The organism is Nonomuraea sp. NPDC049129, assembly GCF_040648495.1.
Lineage (GTDB): Bacteria > Actinomycetota > Actinomycetes > Streptosporangiales > Streptosporangiaceae > Nonomuraea.
Genome location: NZ_JBEZDU010000002.1, coordinates 634,603 through 650,162, shown reverse-complemented (window position 1 = coordinate 650,162; position 15,560 = coordinate 634,603). Strand labels below are relative to the sequence as shown.

The 15,560-nt window shown below is 67.5% G+C and carries 16 protein-coding genes; 9 read left to right on the top strand and 7 right to left on the bottom strand.

All coding sequences use genetic code 11. The features are described from left to right. Positions 1-25: 25 nt before the first annotated feature. Together AB0B64_RS08060 and AB0B64_RS08055 are read right to left on the bottom strand one after the other, a co-directional pair. Positions 26-787 carry an alpha/beta hydrolase gene (locus tag AB0B64_RS08060; RefSeq protein WP_357941395.1) on the bottom strand — a complete coding sequence of 254 codons (762 nt, stop codon included), beginning with the start codon at positions 785-787 and terminating at the stop codon, positions 26-28. Continuing rightward, positions 781-1,368: a TetR/AcrR family transcriptional regulator gene (locus AB0B64_RS08055; protein WP_358175584.1), complete on the bottom strand. Its 588-nt coding sequence runs from the start codon at positions 1,366-1,368 to the stop codon at positions 781-783. The genes AB0B64_RS08060 and AB0B64_RS08055 overlap by 7 nt, the downstream gene beginning before the upstream one ends. A 365-nt stretch (positions 1,369-1,733) precedes the next feature. Here AB0B64_RS08055 and AB0B64_RS08050 point away from each other — a divergent pair, with 365 nt between their 5' ends. Together AB0B64_RS08050 and AB0B64_RS08045 are read left to right on the top strand one after the other, a co-directional pair. Next, positions 1,734-3,269 carry an aldehyde dehydrogenase family protein gene (locus AB0B64_RS08050; RefSeq protein ID WP_358175581.1) on the top strand — a complete coding sequence of 512 codons (1,536 nt, stop codon included), beginning with the start codon at positions 1,734-1,736 and terminating at the stop codon, positions 3,267-3,269. Between the two features lie 107 nt (positions 3,270-3,376). Continuing rightward, positions 3,377-4,795, top strand: a complete 1,419-nt coding sequence (locus AB0B64_RS08045) for a CehA/McbA family metallohydrolase (RefSeq protein WP_357941389.1) — start codon at positions 3,377-3,379, stop codon at positions 4,793-4,795. A 64-nt stretch (positions 4,796-4,859) separates the two neighbouring features. On the opposite strand, the gene glnII is transcribed toward AB0B64_RS08045, so the two are convergent. Next, positions 4,860-5,879, bottom strand: a complete 1,020-nt coding sequence (gene glnII, locus AB0B64_RS08040; RefSeq protein WP_357941387.1) for a glutamine synthetase — start codon at positions 5,877-5,879, stop codon at positions 4,860-4,862. A gap of 193 nt (positions 5,880-6,072) precedes the next feature. Between glnII and AB0B64_RS08035 the strand changes: the two genes are divergently transcribed. Beyond that, a complete protein-coding gene (locus tag AB0B64_RS08035) occupies positions 6,073-6,627 on the top strand; it encodes a hemerythrin domain-containing protein (RefSeq protein WP_357941385.1) in 555 nt (184 codons plus the stop codon). Here the strand turns inward: AB0B64_RS08035 and AB0B64_RS08030 are convergent. Then, a complete protein-coding gene (locus tag AB0B64_RS08030; RefSeq protein ID WP_358175578.1) occupies positions 6,624-9,521 on the bottom strand; it encodes an AAA family ATPase in 2,898 nt (965 codons plus the stop codon). The two genes, AB0B64_RS08035 and AB0B64_RS08030, sit on opposite strands and share 4 nt — an antisense overlap. Before the next feature lie 10 nt (positions 9,522-9,531). Next, on the bottom strand, positions 9,532-10,209 hold the full coding sequence (locus AB0B64_RS08025; RefSeq protein WP_358175575.1) for a hypothetical protein: 678 nt from the start codon (positions 10,207-10,209) through the stop codon (positions 9,532-9,534). A 241-nt stretch (positions 10,210-10,450) separates the two neighbouring features. Here AB0B64_RS08025 and AB0B64_RS08020 point away from each other — a divergent pair, with 241 nt between their 5' ends. Beyond that, complete coding sequence (locus AB0B64_RS08020) at positions 10,451-10,771, top strand: carboxymuconolactone decarboxylase family protein (protein ID WP_358175572.1); 321 nt, start codon at positions 10,451-10,453, stop codon at positions 10,769-10,771. Between the two features lie 322 nt (positions 10,772-11,093). On the opposite strand, the gene AB0B64_RS08015 is transcribed toward AB0B64_RS08020, so the two are convergent. Next, a complete protein-coding gene (locus AB0B64_RS08015) occupies positions 11,094-12,029 on the bottom strand; it encodes a hypothetical protein (protein WP_357941377.1) in 936 nt (311 codons plus the stop codon). Between AB0B64_RS08015 and AB0B64_RS08010 the strand changes: the two genes are divergently transcribed. The 4 genes from AB0B64_RS08010 (at position 12,022) to AB0B64_RS07995 (ending at position 14,439) form a co-directional block, all read left to right on the top strand. Further along, positions 12,022-12,228 carry a hypothetical protein gene (locus AB0B64_RS08010; RefSeq protein ID WP_357941375.1) on the top strand — a complete coding sequence of 69 codons (207 nt, stop codon included), beginning with the start codon at positions 12,022-12,024 and terminating at the stop codon, positions 12,226-12,228. The genes AB0B64_RS08015 and AB0B64_RS08010 overlap by 8 nt on opposite strands. Positions 12,229-12,483: 255 nt before the next feature. After that, complete coding sequence (locus AB0B64_RS08005) at positions 12,484-13,269, top strand: neutral zinc metallopeptidase (RefSeq protein ID WP_358175569.1); 786 nt, start codon at positions 12,484-12,486, stop codon at positions 13,267-13,269. A 279-nt stretch (positions 13,270-13,548) separates the two neighbouring features. Next, a complete protein-coding gene (locus AB0B64_RS08000) occupies positions 13,549-13,992 on the top strand; it encodes an Hsp20/alpha crystallin family protein (protein WP_357941371.1) in 444 nt (147 codons plus the stop codon). A gap of 108 nt (positions 13,993-14,100) precedes the next feature. After that, entirely contained in the window at positions 14,101-14,439 is a 339-nt protein-coding gene (locus tag AB0B64_RS07995; RefSeq protein WP_357941369.1) for a MerR family transcriptional regulator, read from the top strand. Here AB0B64_RS07995 and AB0B64_RS07990 read toward each other — a convergent pair. Continuing rightward, entirely contained in the window at positions 14,429-14,659 is a 231-nt protein-coding gene (locus tag AB0B64_RS07990; RefSeq protein ID WP_358175566.1) for a hypothetical protein, read from the bottom strand. The two genes, AB0B64_RS07995 and AB0B64_RS07990, sit on opposite strands and share 11 nt — an antisense overlap. Positions 14,660-14,709: 50 nt before the next feature. On the opposite strand from AB0B64_RS07990, the gene AB0B64_RS07985 reads away from it, so the two are divergent. Beyond that, positions 14,710-15,459 (top strand): SDR family oxidoreductase, encoded by a 750-nt coding sequence (locus AB0B64_RS07985; protein WP_358175563.1) that lies wholly within the window; start codon positions 14,710-14,712, stop codon positions 15,457-15,459. Positions 15,460-15,560: the final 101 nt, after the last annotated feature.

Genomic DNA, 15,560 nt, shown 5'->3' with positions numbered 1-15,560 from the left:
CGGTGCGGACGATGGCCGGCTGTGATCAAGTACCTGTCAGGAAGGCCAGCGCGTCGGGGGCGAAGCGCTTGTCGGTGAATGTTCCGCTATGGCTGCGGCCTGGGTAGACGACGAGTTGAGCGCCGGGGATGCCCTCGACCGTCCGCCGGGCCAGCTCCAGCGGGTAGACGAGGTCCTTTCCTCCCTGAATCAGCAGCGTGGCCGCCTTGATGTCGTGCAACCGGCCGCACAGGTCGAAGCCGTCCTCGGCGTTGAGCACGGTGACGGCGTCCGCGTGGTCTTTCTGGCCGCTGTCTGACAGCCACAGCAGGCCTTTGAGCAGTCTTTGCCCAGTGGCCGATTCGGTGACGATCTCGGCCAGCGCGGGGCTTGGCCGCCTGCCTTGGCGTGCGCGTTCGATGTAGGCGCGCTGGGCTCGCTTGCCGACCGGGCCGAGAGTGCAGGCCGTGCCCGCGAGGACCAGGCGGTCGACCAGGTCGGGATGGTCGGCGGCGAGTTGCAGGGCGATGGAGCCGCCGGTGGAGATGGCCAGCATGTTCACCGGGCCCTCGAAGGTGGTTTTGATCGCTTGCGCATAGACGGCGGCGAGGTCGGGCATCGTCGTGGTCGGTGGCAGCCCTGGCGGGCGGTTGACAACATAGACGGTGAATTCCTTGGTGAACGGTCGTACCATCCGCATCGTGGACCAGCGCGCCAGGCCCGTCGGGTTGGCCGCTTGCGGGGTGTAGAGCAGGACGACCAGGGGCGATCCTTCACCGGCCGACAGGTAGGGCAGGCCGTTCAGCATGTGGTGATCCCTTCTGTGACCGCGTCGATCAGGCGGTCCATCACGGCCGGGTAAATCTCGGCGCCCAGCTGTTCGGCGTGCAGCGGGGTAAGCAGGACCGCGCGCAGGACGCCTAGCAGTATCTGAGGGTCGCCTTCCAGATGGGTGTTGAGGAACTGGAGCAGGTCGGCCATCGGGCCGCCCGCCGCGGCGGCCATGCGCTCAGGGGTGAGCTTGGCCGCGACAGCGGCCATTTCCTGGGGGTGGGACATCAAGCGGCGGTAGAGCGGATTGGTGTCGAGTTCGGCGACGGTGGCGTGCAGGAAGCGCCGCAGCGCGTCGCGAGTGTCACTGCCGCGGTTGAGGCCTTCGTCGATCACGCGCCGCCGTACCTCCTCGCTCTGCCTCAGCATCGCCTCGAAGTACAGGTCTTCCTTCGAGGCGAAGAAGGCGTACAGCGAACTCTTGGCGATGCCCGCAGGAGCGGTCAGCTCTTCCAGGGACGTCTTGCGCAACCCTTGGGTCGAGAAGAGGCGGGTGGCGGTGTCGAGTAGCTGCTCGGTGATCCGCGACCGCTCTTCCGCGGAGAATGCCGATGGCACAGTATCTCCATATGAACAGATTGGTTTTTTGTTCACAGTGTAGCGCTCGGCGAGCAGCGCGACGCAAGCCGCCACCTGCGCCCTGAGAGGGCCCGCCGGTCAAAGGACGTGCTGATGACCTTGCCAGGCACTTCCTGGCCCCAGACGGTCAACCCCCGGGGAGCACGAGGGGCCGGGGCCCCTCGCCGGGGCGGAGCCCCAATGAGCACAGTCTGAGCGCAGCGAAGGCCATGCCTGTTCAGCTGGGAAAACCGCCTGAGCGCAGCGAAGCCCATGATTGCGAGCAGGGGAAACAGCCTGAGCGCAGCGAAGTCCGTGCTTGAGGGATGATGGGCTGTGGCTGAGGACCAAATGAGGAGGCTCCGGTGACTCGTCAGATCGTCTCCGTTGTGGGTGGCAAGGATGCCGTCGGCACCGACACGTACGAATCGACCAACCCCGCACGCATCGCCGAGGTCGTCGCCCGCGTCGGCCTGGTCGATGCCCAGACCTTCGCCGACGCCTGCCGCACCGCCAAGGAGGCGCAGCGGGAGTGGGCCAAGGTGCCGGCTCCGGTGAGGGGGCGGGTGATCGCGTCGATCGGGCGGCTGGTCGAGGCCAATGCCGAGGCGCTGGCCCACCTGGTCACCCGGGAGATCGGCAAGCCGTACGCCGAAGCCCTGGGTGAGGTGCGGGAGATCGTTGACACGTGTGACTTCTTCCTCGGCGAGGGCCGTCGGCTGTACGGGCAGACCGTGCCGTCGGAGATGCCGGACAAGAAGCTTTTCACCTTCCGTAACCCGGTAGGCGTGGCGGCGGTGATCACCGCCGGCAACTTCCCGGTCGCGGTGCCGTCCTGGTATCTGGTTCCGGCGCTGCTCTGCGGCAATGCCGTGGTGTGGAAGCCAGCCGAGTACGCGGCGGCGTCCGCGCATGCGATGTACCAGCTGTTCGCCGCCGCCGGGCTGCCCGACGGGGTGCTGAACATCGTGTTCGCCGACGGCGTCCAGACCTTCCAGGGGCTGGAGCTGGCCCTTGAGGAGGGCACGGTGCACAAGGTCGGGTTCACCGGGTCCAGCGAGGTCGGCAGGAAGATCGGGGAGCTCACCGGGCGGCATCTGCAGGCGGCCTGCCTGGAGCTGGGCGGGAAGAACCCGATGGTGATCATGCCGGACGCCGATCTCGATCTGGCCGTCGAGGGGGCGCTGTTCTCCGGCTTCGGTACGGCCGGTCAGCGCTGCACCAGCCTGGGCACGGTCATCGTGCATGAGAGCGTGCACGATGAGTTCGTCGAGCGGTTCGCCCAGGCCGTACAGAACGCCAAGATCGGTGACCCGGAGCAGGACGTGCTGGCGGGCCCGCTGCTGGACCAGAAGTTCGCGGATCGGTACGAGGAGTACCTGACCTGGATCCAGCCCCACCACCGCGTCGTGTCCGGAAATATCGGGAAAATTACTGACGACGCCCCGCGCCGCGACTTCACCGGCGACGGCGGCCTCTACTACCACCCCGTCGTGGTCGATGGCGTCAAGGCGACCGACCAGCTGTTCCTGGAGGAGACGTTCGGGCCCATCGTGGGCGTGACGACCTTCGAGACGATCGACGAGGCCATCGAGCTGGCCAACCTGCCCGGCTACGGCCTGTCCAGCTCGATCTACACCACCGACGCCCGCCACGCGTGGAAGTTCCGCGAGGGCATCTCCGCCGGCATGGTCAGCGTCAACAACTCGACGTCCGGCGCCGAGGCGCACCTGCCCTTCGGCGGCAACGGCAAGTCCGGCAACGGCAGCCGCCAGTCCGGCATGTGGGTGCTCGACCAGTTCACCCGCTGGCAGGCGATGAACTGGGACCACTCCGGCCACCTGCAGAAAGCCCAGATGGACGTCGCGGACATCGCACCGGATATGAACTTCCGGCTCTAGGTCCTTCTACTTTGAGGGAAGAAAACCACCCCGCCGGGAAGCACGCGCTTCCCGGCGGGTGATGGTCGTGTCACGATAACGGCGCCTTCGATTACAGGGAGAAGCCGATGCGTGACGATCCGACACCATTAACCGAGGCGCCGACCACCACGGTGCCGTCGACCAAGGCGCGGACTGCCCGACGGACGACCCAAGGGGCTGCTCAACAAACCGCCCAGCAGACGATCCGGCTGCGGGCCGGCTTCCCCTGCCGCTGGAGCGTCTGGAGCGCCGACGGCAAGGGCTGGTTCCCGCGCGACACGCCGCCGGCCCGCGACCTCGACGGCCTGCCGTACTTCCACGGCGACGACCTGGTGCTCGACGTCCCACGCGAACCGCTGACGGTCAGGGCGGCCAGAGGCATGGAGTACGACTGGGCGGAGACGACCCTCGTGCCGGGCGACGGCGAGACGCTGGTCGAACTGGCGCCGCGCCGCATCTACGACGCGGCGGCCCGCGGCTGGTACGGCGCCGACCTCCACGTCCCCCTCAACCAGCCGTGCTGGTACGGCGCCGACCTCGACGTCCCCCTCAACCGGCCGTCCCAGTGGGTGGCCGACTCGCAGCACGGCGAGGACCTGCACGTGATCAACCTGCTGCCGGGTGACCAGGACGCCGTCGAGCGCTGGTCGGGGCGCGATCTGCCGTGGTCGGACGAGACGCACGTGGCCAGGGTGGATCTCGCCCACCACGCGCTCGGCCCCGAGGAGGGCTACGACAACGTCCGCAAGCTGCGCGAACGAGGCGCGCTCATCGGCTACGCCAACGCCTTCCGCGGTCCGGTCGAGACACCCGAGCAGCTCGTCGGCGACGGCGATCCGGGCTACGACGCGCGGCTGTCGGTGGTCGACGCGGCGCTCGGCCTGGTCGACAGCTTCTGCTCGGCGATCGGCTCGGACCGCGCCTACCGCAGGCTGATCGGCGCGGGCAACCGCGTCGCCGCCGTAGCCGGTACGGGCCATCGGCTCGGGCCGATCGGCCGCGAACGCACCTATGCGCACGTAACCGGGCCGCTGACCGCCGAGTCCTACGCCGACGCGGTACGGTGCGGCCGCACGTTCGCCACAACCGGCCCCTTCCTCGAGCTGTCCATCGAGGGCCACGGCCCCGGCGCCACCCTCGACCTGGCCCCCGGCAGCAGGGTGCGCGTCGTCGGGCGGGTGATCGGGCCGCTGGTGGAGAACGTACGGCTGCTGACCGCCGACGGCGAGCTGGCCGCGGGCCCGACCGGTGAGGTGGCGGCGGAGCTGACCGTGATCTGGCCGACCTATGTGGTGGCGGTCGCCGAGGGCGGCGGGCAGGTACGGGCGCACACCAGCCCGGTCTACCTCGACGTCGAGGGCCGCCGGGTGGCCAGGGAAGAGGATGTGACGTTCTGCCTGCGCTGGCTGGAACTGCTCGAAGAGCTCATCAGGAACCGGGTGAGCGCCGACTACCTGGCGGTCGTGGAGGAGGCCCGCAGGGTCTACCAGTCCCGCCTGGCGTGAGAGACGGAGGAACGCGGGCCCCATATCGGGGGTGCCCGCGTTCCTCTCTACTCGCTTACCGAGATCAGACCTGGCCGGCCTTCTCCAGGGCCGAGCAGCAGGTGTTGACCAGCAGGCGGGTGACCACGTAGGGGTCGACGTTGGCGTTGGGGCGGCGGTCCTCGATGTAGCCCTTCTTGTCCACCTCGACCTGCCACGGGATGCGTACGGAGGCGCCGCGGTTGGAGACGCCGTAGCTGTACTTGTTCCACGGGGCGGTCTCGTGGGCGCCGGTCAGGCGGCTCTCGATGCCCACGCCGTACTGGGTGATGTGCTCCATCGGCTTGTCACCCTCACCGAGGGCCTCGCACGCGGTGATGATGGGCTCGTAGCCCTCGCGCATCGCCTTGGTGGAGAAGTTGGTGTGCGCGCCGGCGCCGTTCCAGTCGCCACGGGCGGGCTTGGCGTCGAGGGTGGCCTCCACGCCGAACTCCTCAGCCGTACGGTAGAGCAGCCAGCGGGCGATCCACATGTGGTCGGAGACCTCCAGCGGACCGGCCGGGCCCACCTGGAACTCCCACTGACCCGGCATGACCTCGGCGTTGATACCGGAGATCGCGAGGCCGGCGGCGAGGCAGCGGTCGAGGTGGAGCTCGACGATCTCGCGGCCGAAGATCGCGTCGGCGCCCACGCCGCAGTAGTAGGGGCCCTGCGGGGCGGGGAAGCCGCCCTCGGGGAAGCCCAGCGGGCGGCTGCCCTTGAAGAAGGTGTATTCCTGCTCGATGCCGAACCAGGAGTCCTGGTCGGCGAACTGCTCGGCGATCGGGCGGAGCAGGGCGCGGGTGTTGCTCTTGTGCGGGGCGCCGTCGATCTCCTCGACCTCGCACAGGACCAGCACGCTGGAACCGCCACGGATCGGGTCGGGACAGGTGAAGACCGGACGGAGCACGCGGTCCGAGGAGTGACCCTCGGCCTGGTTGGTGCTGGAACCGTCGAAACCCCAGACCGGCGGCTCGGCTCCGTCAGCCAGGATTCTGGTCTTCGAGCGCAGCAGGGCGGTGGGCTCGGTGCCATCGATCCAGATGTACTCAGCCTTGTAGCTCACGTCGGTCCTTTCAGGGTGTCTCACAGCCACGCCGAGTCTTGCGGTCAACCGTTTCCCGGTTTTTGCCCGAATGTGAACGTCGTGTTAATCAGTACGGAGAGTCCACCGGGCTATAAGATCATTTATTACAAAATGGGGGGATCTTCATGTACGACCTGTGGTCCGCGCCGGAGGCCGCCGGGCTGGAGCGCCAGTGACAGTGACCGACCTCGACGAGGCGCGCAGGCCACGCGGCCACAAGCACGATCCCGAGGCTCTCACGCCGGGACAGCGGCAGCTCGGCCGGCACCTGATCGACGTGCACAACGGCTACCGCCAGGAGATGCGGCAGGTCCTGGACGCGCTCGACCAGGTCGCCGCGGGCGCCCTCGACGCGGCCGCCCTGCGCTCGGTGATCAACCAGCTGACCATGCGCCAGAACTACTGGACGCTGGGCGCGTTCTGCGCGACGTTCTGCCGGCTGCTGACCGTCCATCACACGATCGAGGACGAGGCCATGTACCCGGCGATACTCGAGCGCGACGGCTCACTCGGGCCGGTGATCGAAAAGCTCAAGGAGGAGCACGAGGTCATCGCCGGGCTGCTGACCCGGCTCGACCAGGCGTGTGTGGACCTGGTGGCCGGCGACACCGGCCTCGACCGGGTACGGGCCGAGGCCGAGCAGCTGGCCGCCGTCCTGTCCTCGCACTTCACCTATGAAGAGGAGGAGCTGGTCGAGCCGATCGGCCGGCTGGATATACGGGTCTAGGGCCTCCTGTCCGTTCCTCTGCCGTCGTAGCCGAGCAGCCGCATGGCCGTGTCGGGGTCCATCGCGGCGGCCAGCAGTTGCGCCCTGGCGTGGGCCTGGTCGCGTTCGTGTTCCGCCTTGGCCTGCGCCGCTCGTACGGCCTTGATGGCGATGAGCGCCAGGCCCGCGCCCACGATCACCGCCACCACGACCACGAACAGGACGAGCAGCAGTCCGGGCGAGGCCATCCCGGCGACCGGGGTCGCGCCCGTCAGGACCAGGCCGGTGAGGAGCGCGAGCACGACGAGCGCCAGCAGGCTGGCGACGACGACCCACGCCCGGCGCCTGGGTGGCGGCGGCTCGACCGGCTGGGGCGACGGCGCCGCGTAGACGGGCGCGGGGTCAGGCGCCCACGGCACGAACTCGGGCCGGCCCGGCTCGGCGACGATCTCGGCGGTCACCACCACGGGCTCGGCGGCCAGGGCAGTCCCTACCGGCTCGGGTTGAAGAACCGGCCCGACCGGCCACCCGGCGGTCTGGCCGTTGGGCTGGTAGGCAGGCTCTTCCGCCTGCCCAGGCAGGTCGCGCTCGATCCGGCTGTGCTCCTTGTGCGCCCTGGCCGCGTCCCGGTGGTACTCCTCCAACTCCTGGTACAGCTCGTCGGAGGCGTAGATCGTGCCGTCGATGAGCGGCCCGGTCGCCCGCTCGATGATCGCCACCACGTCGTCGCCGTTGAGCGTCTTGTGCGTCTCCAGCGCGTGCGCGAGGCAGAGCACGTCCCGGCGATGCTCCTCCAGCAGCCGCTCGGTCTTCTCCAGCAGCCGGACCAGGTTGAACTCGATCCGCTCGCCCAGCACGTCAGGCGCCAGCTCGGCCTGGCCCCGGCTCGGCTCCCGCTCGGTGATGCCGATCGGGCCGCCACCACCGCCGCGCCGTGGCATCGCCTTGCCGCCGTGGATCTCCAGTTCCTGCAGCGCGGGAAGGGAGGTGACGCCCGAGCCCATCCCCCAGTACGACTCCATGAGCGCCGTCAGGAACGTCGCCGAGTGCAGGTCGCTGGAGACCCCGGAGGAGTTGTCCTCGCCGAAGAACATCCGCTCCCCCGCCAGAGAGGCGAGCGAGACCATGATGTCGGCCTCGTACTCGGACTTCCACCGGGTGAACTGGTCCTCGGGCTTGATCGAGGCGACCATGCCCAGGTAGTCGGCGCCCTTCTCGATCGTGGCGATGTCGATCTCCAGGTGGAAGCGGGTCACGTAGGCCACCACGGCGTGGCACGCCTCGTGCACGGCCACGGCGTGCCGCTCCCGCTCGATGTACTCGACGTCCTCGGGCGGGCCGAGCTGCTTGAGCCGCTTGGCGCGCAGGACGTCCGACCAGGAGATGACCTCCCGGCCGTCGCGGATCGCGGTGATCAGCGACTCGTTCACCAGGTCCTTGATCGTGGCACCCGTCGCGTACGGGGTGATGGTGGCGAGCTTGTCGATCTGCTGCTCGGTCAGCTCGTGGTCGACCTTGTCGAAATAGCCCTGGTACGTGCGGACCCGTCCGGCCTTGGAGGGGTAACCGACCTTGTAGATGCGGTCGATGCGGCCGGGACGCAGCAGCGCCTCGTCGAGCGCGTCGGGCCGGTTGGTGGCCATCATGACGAGGATGCGGAACTTGGGCGGCGGCTTGGGTCGCATCCCGAGCAGCCGTCTGACCAGGCGGTTGAAGAAGCCGCGCGGCTTCTTGAGCCCGGACAGCTCGGTGAGCAGGGCCTGCAGGGTGCCCGGGTCGCCGCTGTTCATGCCGCCGCCGCCCATGAAGAAGCGGTTGCGGGTCTCCGGCTCCTCCACCTCCCGCCGGGCGCGGAAGGCGAGCACCGAGCGGGTCTCCTCGGACAGATAGTTGGCGCCGTGACAGCCGGAGAAACCGCCGCCGCCCTGCCCCTGCGGGCCCTGCTGGGCGAGCCGGCCGCGCTTGCCGAGCGAGTCGGCCTCGTCGAAGAAGACGATCACCCCGCCGTACCTGAGCGCGAGCTTGCGCAGCTTCCTGAAGAGCGTCTTGACCTTGAGAATGCCGATGCCCATGAACATGTTCGTGAAGGCGCCGGGGTCGACGAACACGTACGGCTTGCCGGTCTCGCCGGCCACCGCCTCGGCCATCAGCGTCTTGCCGGTGCCCGGCGGCCCCCACAGCAGCAGGCCGCTGGGCACGTACCCGCCGCGCTTCTCGATCTCGTCGGGCCGCTCCAGGAAGACGATGTTCTCCTGGACGCGTTCGACGACGTGGTCCTGTCCCCAGACGTCGGAGAAGCGGGTCTTGATGTCGTCGGGGAAGTACGTCTCGACGCCGCCTCTGGACAGGAACCAGAACAGGCCGACGAACTGGATGATGACCACGAAGAACAGGAACACGATCTGGATCAGGAACGGCATCGCCTTCCAGATCAGCGCGGGCGCGCTGAACAGGGCGAGGAACGGGCTGGTTTCGAGCACCGCGCCGAGCACCAGCGCGATCAGCACCACCCAGAAAACGATCTTCGCGGCGCGGGAGAAGCGATACCTGGTCCAGTCGTCGAAGCGCCGGTGGGACCACCGCTCGAACCCGCCGAAGACACGGTGGCTCCAGAAGCGGTGGTAGGCCGACCACCGCTCGCTGACGAAGAAGTGGAGCTGCCGCAGCGCCTCCACGCCCAGCAGCCAGAAGATCCACTGATAGGCGTACGCGATGGCCCGCATGGCCTCGCCGAACGACACGATGCCCTCGTAGTCGGCCATCACCTTCCAGGTGAGGACGAGGAAGGCGAGGACCAGCCCGATGAGGAACTTGCTGCGATCCCAGAACCGCATCTTCTTCCTGGTCACGGCTTCGGGATCGGATGGGCCGCTACCGGGCGCGCGCAGCCCGCCGTGATGCGTGGTCGTGGTCAATGACGCTCCCTCATCCGGGCAGCCGGAGCAGCTTGAAGGTTTGCTCGATCTTGTCGAACTCGGCCGCGCGAGCTCGGAAGCAGATCGCCTGGCAGCCGATGAGCATCACGGAGACCGTGGCTCCCTGCTCGTCGAGGATGGCGGTGTGGTCGAAGGTCTGGACGTCGCCGCCGATCTGGTAGTTGAAGCGAACCCGTACTCCCCTGGCACCACGGTCCAGCTGGAGGATCTGATCGCTGATCGACTCGAACCGGTTGAACAGCGGCTGCCGCCCGGCCTCGGTCGCCTTGGACAGGTACATCGCGCGGATCTGCGCGGTCACCGGCAGGATGAAGTCACGCAGCCGATCCAGCGACATCCCGTCCCGCTGCTCGTCGGTGAGCTTGTGCACGGTGGCGTAGATGAACGGATCCGTCGAGCTGAGCAGGTGCGCGACGGACGGCTGCGCGGACTGGTCGAAGGCCGTGGACCAGACCCGCTCGCGCCGCAGCCGGGCCGCCTCCGAGTTCGGATGGTCGCCCGACAGGGAGAGTTCGATCGGATAGGCGTTGAGCTGGCTGAAGGAGGACGGCACCTTGAAGTAGGTGGTGCCTTCCCTGTCACGTACGTAGGTGAAATCCGGCTGCCCGCACGCTGACAGCATGACGATCGCGGTCATGAGCGCGATCCAAGCCCGTGTCTTGTTCACCAGGGCTTACCTCCGCTTTACGGACCAACGGAGTTGTTGTGCCCGCTTTCATGCGGAATGAGGCCGAGTGTACGGTGATAAATCTTGACCAAATCTTGGCCGTACCTTGGCTTCAGTTGTTACAGATCCGCTCGGAGCGGACGTCCGCACTACGTTGGCGTGCCCCCATTGGTTCAACCGGCAAAGTAGCGAAAGATAGAGGGATCCCTGCTACCCGGAGCGGACAATGACAGAACCGGCCATGGAGACAGTGGACAGCTTCGGCATGACGGCGGAGCGGGCGTTCGCCGACCTCTGGTCGCGCGGCGTCCTCTCGGCCAAGGAGCGCCACCTGCTCTTGCTCGGCCTGCTCGTCGGGCAGGGCATCGACGACCAACTGGAGGTGCGACTCGACGCCGCGTTGCGCGCGGGCGACCTGAGTGAGAGCGAACTGCGGGAGGTCGTGGTCTTCCTCACCCACTACGCGGGCTGGACCCGTGGCTCGCGGCTGAACAATCAGGTCGAGGATCTGATCGAAGCCGTCAGACGGGGTCGATCCGATAGACGGGACCTTGGCGGCTGAGCGCGTAGAGCTCCTGTCCATCCCTAACCGGACATATCACCGCGCATAACCTCTCCGCCATCGATCGGGGCGCTTGGTCGTACGATGGCGGTATGAGGCGTAAAGCCATCGCACTTGTGGCAGCCGCCGCGGCCCTCGTGGCCGCGGCGACGGTGGTCGTGATTTTCCGTTCTCCCGCTCCCGACGAAGCGGCGACGGGGGTCCAAAATACGCGCGCTCCGCAGGACATCGCGTCCCACTGGACCAAGGAGCGCATGAATGAGGCCAGCCCGGGATGACGAAAAGCGAGGGGCCGTTAAGCCCCTCGCTTCTTTTATCGTGATTAGTGGGCTGTTACATCGTTATAAACGTTGACAGCCCCGTCACCGTGGTAGGGCGACTTGTAGACGATATTGGTGGGGTTCTGGTTGGCGTCGACGTCCCGGTGGCTGTTGGCGCCGATGATGTAGCCCCAGCCTCGGCTCAGCTGGAGGTCCTGCAGCCAGGGGCCGCCGCTGGAGCCGTGGAACATGTCGTTGTTCATGTGCATACGGTCGTCGGAGGAGCTGGCGCGGGTGACGTTGCCGAAGCAGTACCACAGGTCGTTGCCGGTGAAGTCGGTGCGCTGGTAGCCGTCCTGCGGGAAACCGAAGGCGTTGATGCCGGTCCACGCCTGGCCCTGGTTGAACTTGTAGCCCTGCGAGCCGGTCCAGTCCTGGAGGTTGCCGTGGGCCGGCTGCGGGTTGAAGGCGATGGCCGCGATGTCGTAACTCCAGTTGTGGTTGTTGAACCAGCCGTTGGTCGTGTTGGCGTATCGCCAGGTCCAGCGGCCCTGAGGCTCTAGACCGTTGTCGGCGTCGGGGACGAAGATGAAGTCGCGGAACCAGCCGGACGCGCCACCGCTCCCCGCGTGCACGCAGTGGCCGGACGTCCAGACCGTGTTCTTGTTGGCGGCGTTGATCACGCTGCCGGTGCAGTAGCCGGAGCTGTTGTCATTGCGCGTGTAGTAGATCTTGCCGATCGTGAGGGCGGGCATGCTCCCCTGACGCCCCCAGCGCTCGGCCCGCTGGCCGGCGAGCAGACCGGCCGACGGGCCGGCGGACCGGCTGATCTTCCTGGTCGGCAGCGACCCCTCGGCCGAGCGGCTGGGCAGGACGTTCTTGACCTGCTCCGGCGCCGCTTTCGCGTCCGGGACCGCCACGACCGGCTCCGGCGTGGCCGCGCGCATGCGTTCGGCGGTCCAGTGGGCCTGGATGCTCTTGCTGTCGGACTTGTTCACCGCCCCCGTGGCGGATGCGGCAGGGGAAGGTGCTGCCGTCGCAGTCGCGGTCGCGCTCAACCCCGAGACTGCCAGCAATGTCGCAAAAGCGACAATTGCGGCGCGCCTTGAGCGTGCACTCATGAATCTTCCCTTCCATGAAGCGATTCTGGCGAACTTTTTCATCTTGAGAGGTCGCCGCTTCAATGTGAAGGGGTAAGGGAATTAATTTTCGCCGACGTCCGAATGACGACGCTGATTTTGATATCTAACATTTCACATGACAATAAAGGGTATTTGTGACAGTGCTGGTGGCTGGCGAGTCAATAGCGGTGTTTGTTACTCCGGCGCCTCCTGGGTCAGCCATTCCCGGCCCCCGCCCGGGCAGGCCCCATCGAGACGACGCACAGTGAAGGAACGGATACAAAGGAATTGATGATGCGAAAACACGCCAGCGGCCCTATTGTCACCCCTCGTGAGAAAATTTCCGATCATGGCGCTGACCGTCGCGTCGATGCTCTCCTTAACCGGTACGGCCACCGCCGCGACGACCGCGGCCGACCCCGTCAAACACCCCAAGCTGATCGCCAACCCCCTCTACGAGGCCGGCGCGCTGCCCGCCACGACCTGTGACGAGCCGCCGGTCAAGCGCAACAACCGCAAGCTGGCTCGTGCCTATATCGACGCGATCGTCGCCTGCCTCGACACCACCTGGGAACAGCACCTCACCGCCGCCGGCCTGCCCTTCAGCAAGCCCAAGGTGCGGCACGTGGACAAGCTCCCGAAGACGTACTGCGGCATGAAGACCGACAGCGGCGACTCCCTGACCTACTACTGCGACCGCACCAACACGATGATCTTCCAGGTCGGCAAGACGTGGCTCAACGACCCTTCCGACATGTGGCTGCTCAGCACGGTCACCTACATGTACGGCTACCACGTCCAGAAGCTCGTCGGGATCGCCGACGCCTTGGACGTGGTGCCGGCCCGCACCAAAGCCGCGGGCCGGGAGCTGGGCCGGCGCGGCAACCTCCAGAACGAGTGCCTCTCCGGCGCGTTCATCAAGAGCGTTTGGCCGCTGAAGGGCAGGACCACCAAGGACTGGACCTACCTGCAGAGCATTCAGGAGGGTGACGCACCCGGCGAGGCACGCTGGTACGGCAAGAGGGCCAACGTCGTCGCCTGGACCAAGCGCGGCTTCGCCACCGGCGACCCTGGCTCGTGCAACACCTGGGCGGCACCCTCCTCGAAGGTGGCCTAGCTCTTTTCCGCGGGGGGCGTCCGACCGGTCGCCCCCCGGCGCTCGCCATGAAGGCCGTCCGTCGCCGAGGCAGGCGGTCGGACGCGGCAAGCACGACAGCGGCGGTGGGGGTCGCGGCGAGAAGTGACCGGGGGCCACTGACCATCGGCGCCGCCGCAACCAGTTGACAACTTCACCCGGAGGAAACTTATAATTCCAGCTGTAGGTTTCCTCTTGGACGGAGGATAGGTAATCCGGGGGACCGAGGAGCCCCCGGGCGTTCTTCGGAGGTGAAGCGCGATGCTGCTCACGTCGATCGACCCGTTCATCCAGGAGTTCGAGCGTCAGTTCGACCGTCTCGCCCGCCAAGCCGGCGCTCAGGGCAACGGGGCGACGATGCCGATGGACGGAATCCGCCGCGCCGACGATGTGGTGCTGCGGTTCGACCTGCCCGGCGTCGACCCCGACTCCATCGAGGTCACCGTCGACCGCGGCGTCCTGTCGGTGACCGCGCGGCGCGAAGAGGAGTACGAGCAGGACGAGCGTGTGTTCGTACGGGAGCGAGTGATGGGCTCCTTCACACGCCGGGTCTACCTGTCCGAGCACCTGGACGCCAACGCGATCGAGGCCGCCTACAACAACGGCGTGCTGGCGGTGCGGATCCCGGTCCTGGAGCAGGCCAAGCCACGCAAGGTGGCCATCCAGCGCACCACGACCGAGTCGCACAAGGCGATCAAGAGCTGACCGCCCACGCAGCGCCCCTGCACCTGGACAGGCTACGGCCCCGCCCCGGTACGGCCCCTACGTGCGCCACCGGGCGGGGCCGCCCGCATTCCGACAGGAGGAACGGTCATGAAACTACCCATGGACGACGAACACGCCGCCCTGTTCACTGTCGGCCAGGTGGCGAGCATGCTGGACGTACAGCAGGCGTTCCTGCGGCGCATCGACGACAACCAGGTCGTCTCCCCCCAGCGCTCGGCGGGCGGACAGCGCCGCTACAGCCGCCACGAGATCGGCCGCGTCCAAGAAGTGGTGACGATGATGGACCAGGGCATGACGCTGCCGGCCATCCGTCGCATCATCGAGCTACAGCACGAACTCGCCGAGATCACCCGCGAACGCGACGAACTCGCCCGGCGCCTGGCGGACGCCCAGTCCCAGCCAGGCGCGACCCCGCTCAATCCTTGATGTTCGCCTCGGACTGATACTTGTCCGCCATGTGCGCGACCGCCGCGAGCTGCGCCTCGGCGTGCTCTTCCCGGACGGCGCTCGCGCGGTCCCGTGCGTCCAGGGTCGGCTGTGCCTGGCCCTGGAACTCCGGGCCATGAATACGCCGAATCGAAGCCTGCTCACCGCTGCTCCTCGTGATCTGGGCTGTGGTCTCAGTCCACTCGAGAATCCCCACCACGGCAATACACCCCCACCGGACGGTGACGGGAGAGGCGTTAAGGTGCTGCCATGCCTACCGCATTGATCACGGGCGCGACCGCCGGCATCGGCGCCGCCTTCGCCCGCCGGCTGGCCGCCGACGGGTTCAGCCTGGTCCTGGTGGCCCGCGACGAGGCCCGGCTGGGCGAGATCGCGGACCAGCTCAAGCTCAGGTACGGCGTCAGCGTCGAGTCGCTGCCCGCCGATCTCGCCACCGACGACGGCCTCGCCCGGGTCGAGGCGCGGCTGCGCGACGGAGTCGATCTCCTGGTGAACAACGCCGGCTTCGGCCACCCCCAGAAGTTCCTGGAGGTGCCGGTGGAGGACGAGCTACGCATGCTCAAGGTCCACTGTGAGGCCGTGCTGAGGCTGACGCTCGCCGCGCTACCCGGGATGAGGGAGCGTAACCGGGGCGGCGTGATCAACGTGGCCTCCGTCGCGGCGTTCTTCGTCCACGGCACCTACAGCGCGTCCAAGGCGTGGGTGGTGAACTTCAGCGAGGCGACCGCGGCCGAGGTGGGCAATCCGCGTATCAAGGTGATGGCCTTGTGTCCCGGCTTCGTACGGACGGAGTTCCACGACCGGGCGTACATGGACACCTCCCACATCCCCCGCTTCCTGTGGCTCAAGGCCGACAACGTGGTCAACGCGGCCATGCGCGACCTGGCCCTGGGCAAGCGGGTGTCGATTCCGGACCTGCGGTACAAGGCGGTCGCGGCGATCGGCAGATTCGTCCCTCGTACGGTGGTGAGCAGCGCGGCGGCGAAATTCAACCGCTGAGGTCGTACAAGCAAGCGGGCCCCCGCCGCGGGAGGGGGTCGCGGTGGGGGCCCTGTCCGGGTGCGGGATGATCGCACCCAGGCGGGTGTGAGGGGGACTCA

Bases quoted from the DNA above. Each gene is read 5' to 3' on its own strand.
- AB0B64_RS08060 (WP_357941395.1), bottom strand. From the start codon at position 787: ATGCTGAACGGCCTGCCCTACCTGTCGGCCGGTGAAGGATCGCCCCTG.
- AB0B64_RS08045 (WP_357941389.1), top strand. From the start codon at position 3,377: ATGCGTGACGATCCGACACCATTAACCGAGGCGCCGACCACCACGGTG.
- AB0B64_RS08020 (WP_358175572.1), top strand. From the start codon at position 10,451: ATGGAGACAGTGGACAGCTTCGGCATGACGGCGGAGCGGGCGTTCGCC.
- AB0B64_RS08000 (WP_357941371.1), top strand. From the start codon at position 13,549: ATGCTGCTCACGTCGATCGACCCGTTCATCCAGGAGTTCGAGCGTCAG.
- AB0B64_RS07995 (WP_357941369.1), top strand. From the start codon at position 14,101: ATGAAACTACCCATGGACGACGAACACGCCGCCCTGTTCACTGTCGGC.
- AB0B64_RS07985 (WP_358175563.1), top strand. From the start codon at position 14,710: ATGCCTACCGCATTGATCACGGGCGCGACCGCCGGCATCGGCGCCGCC.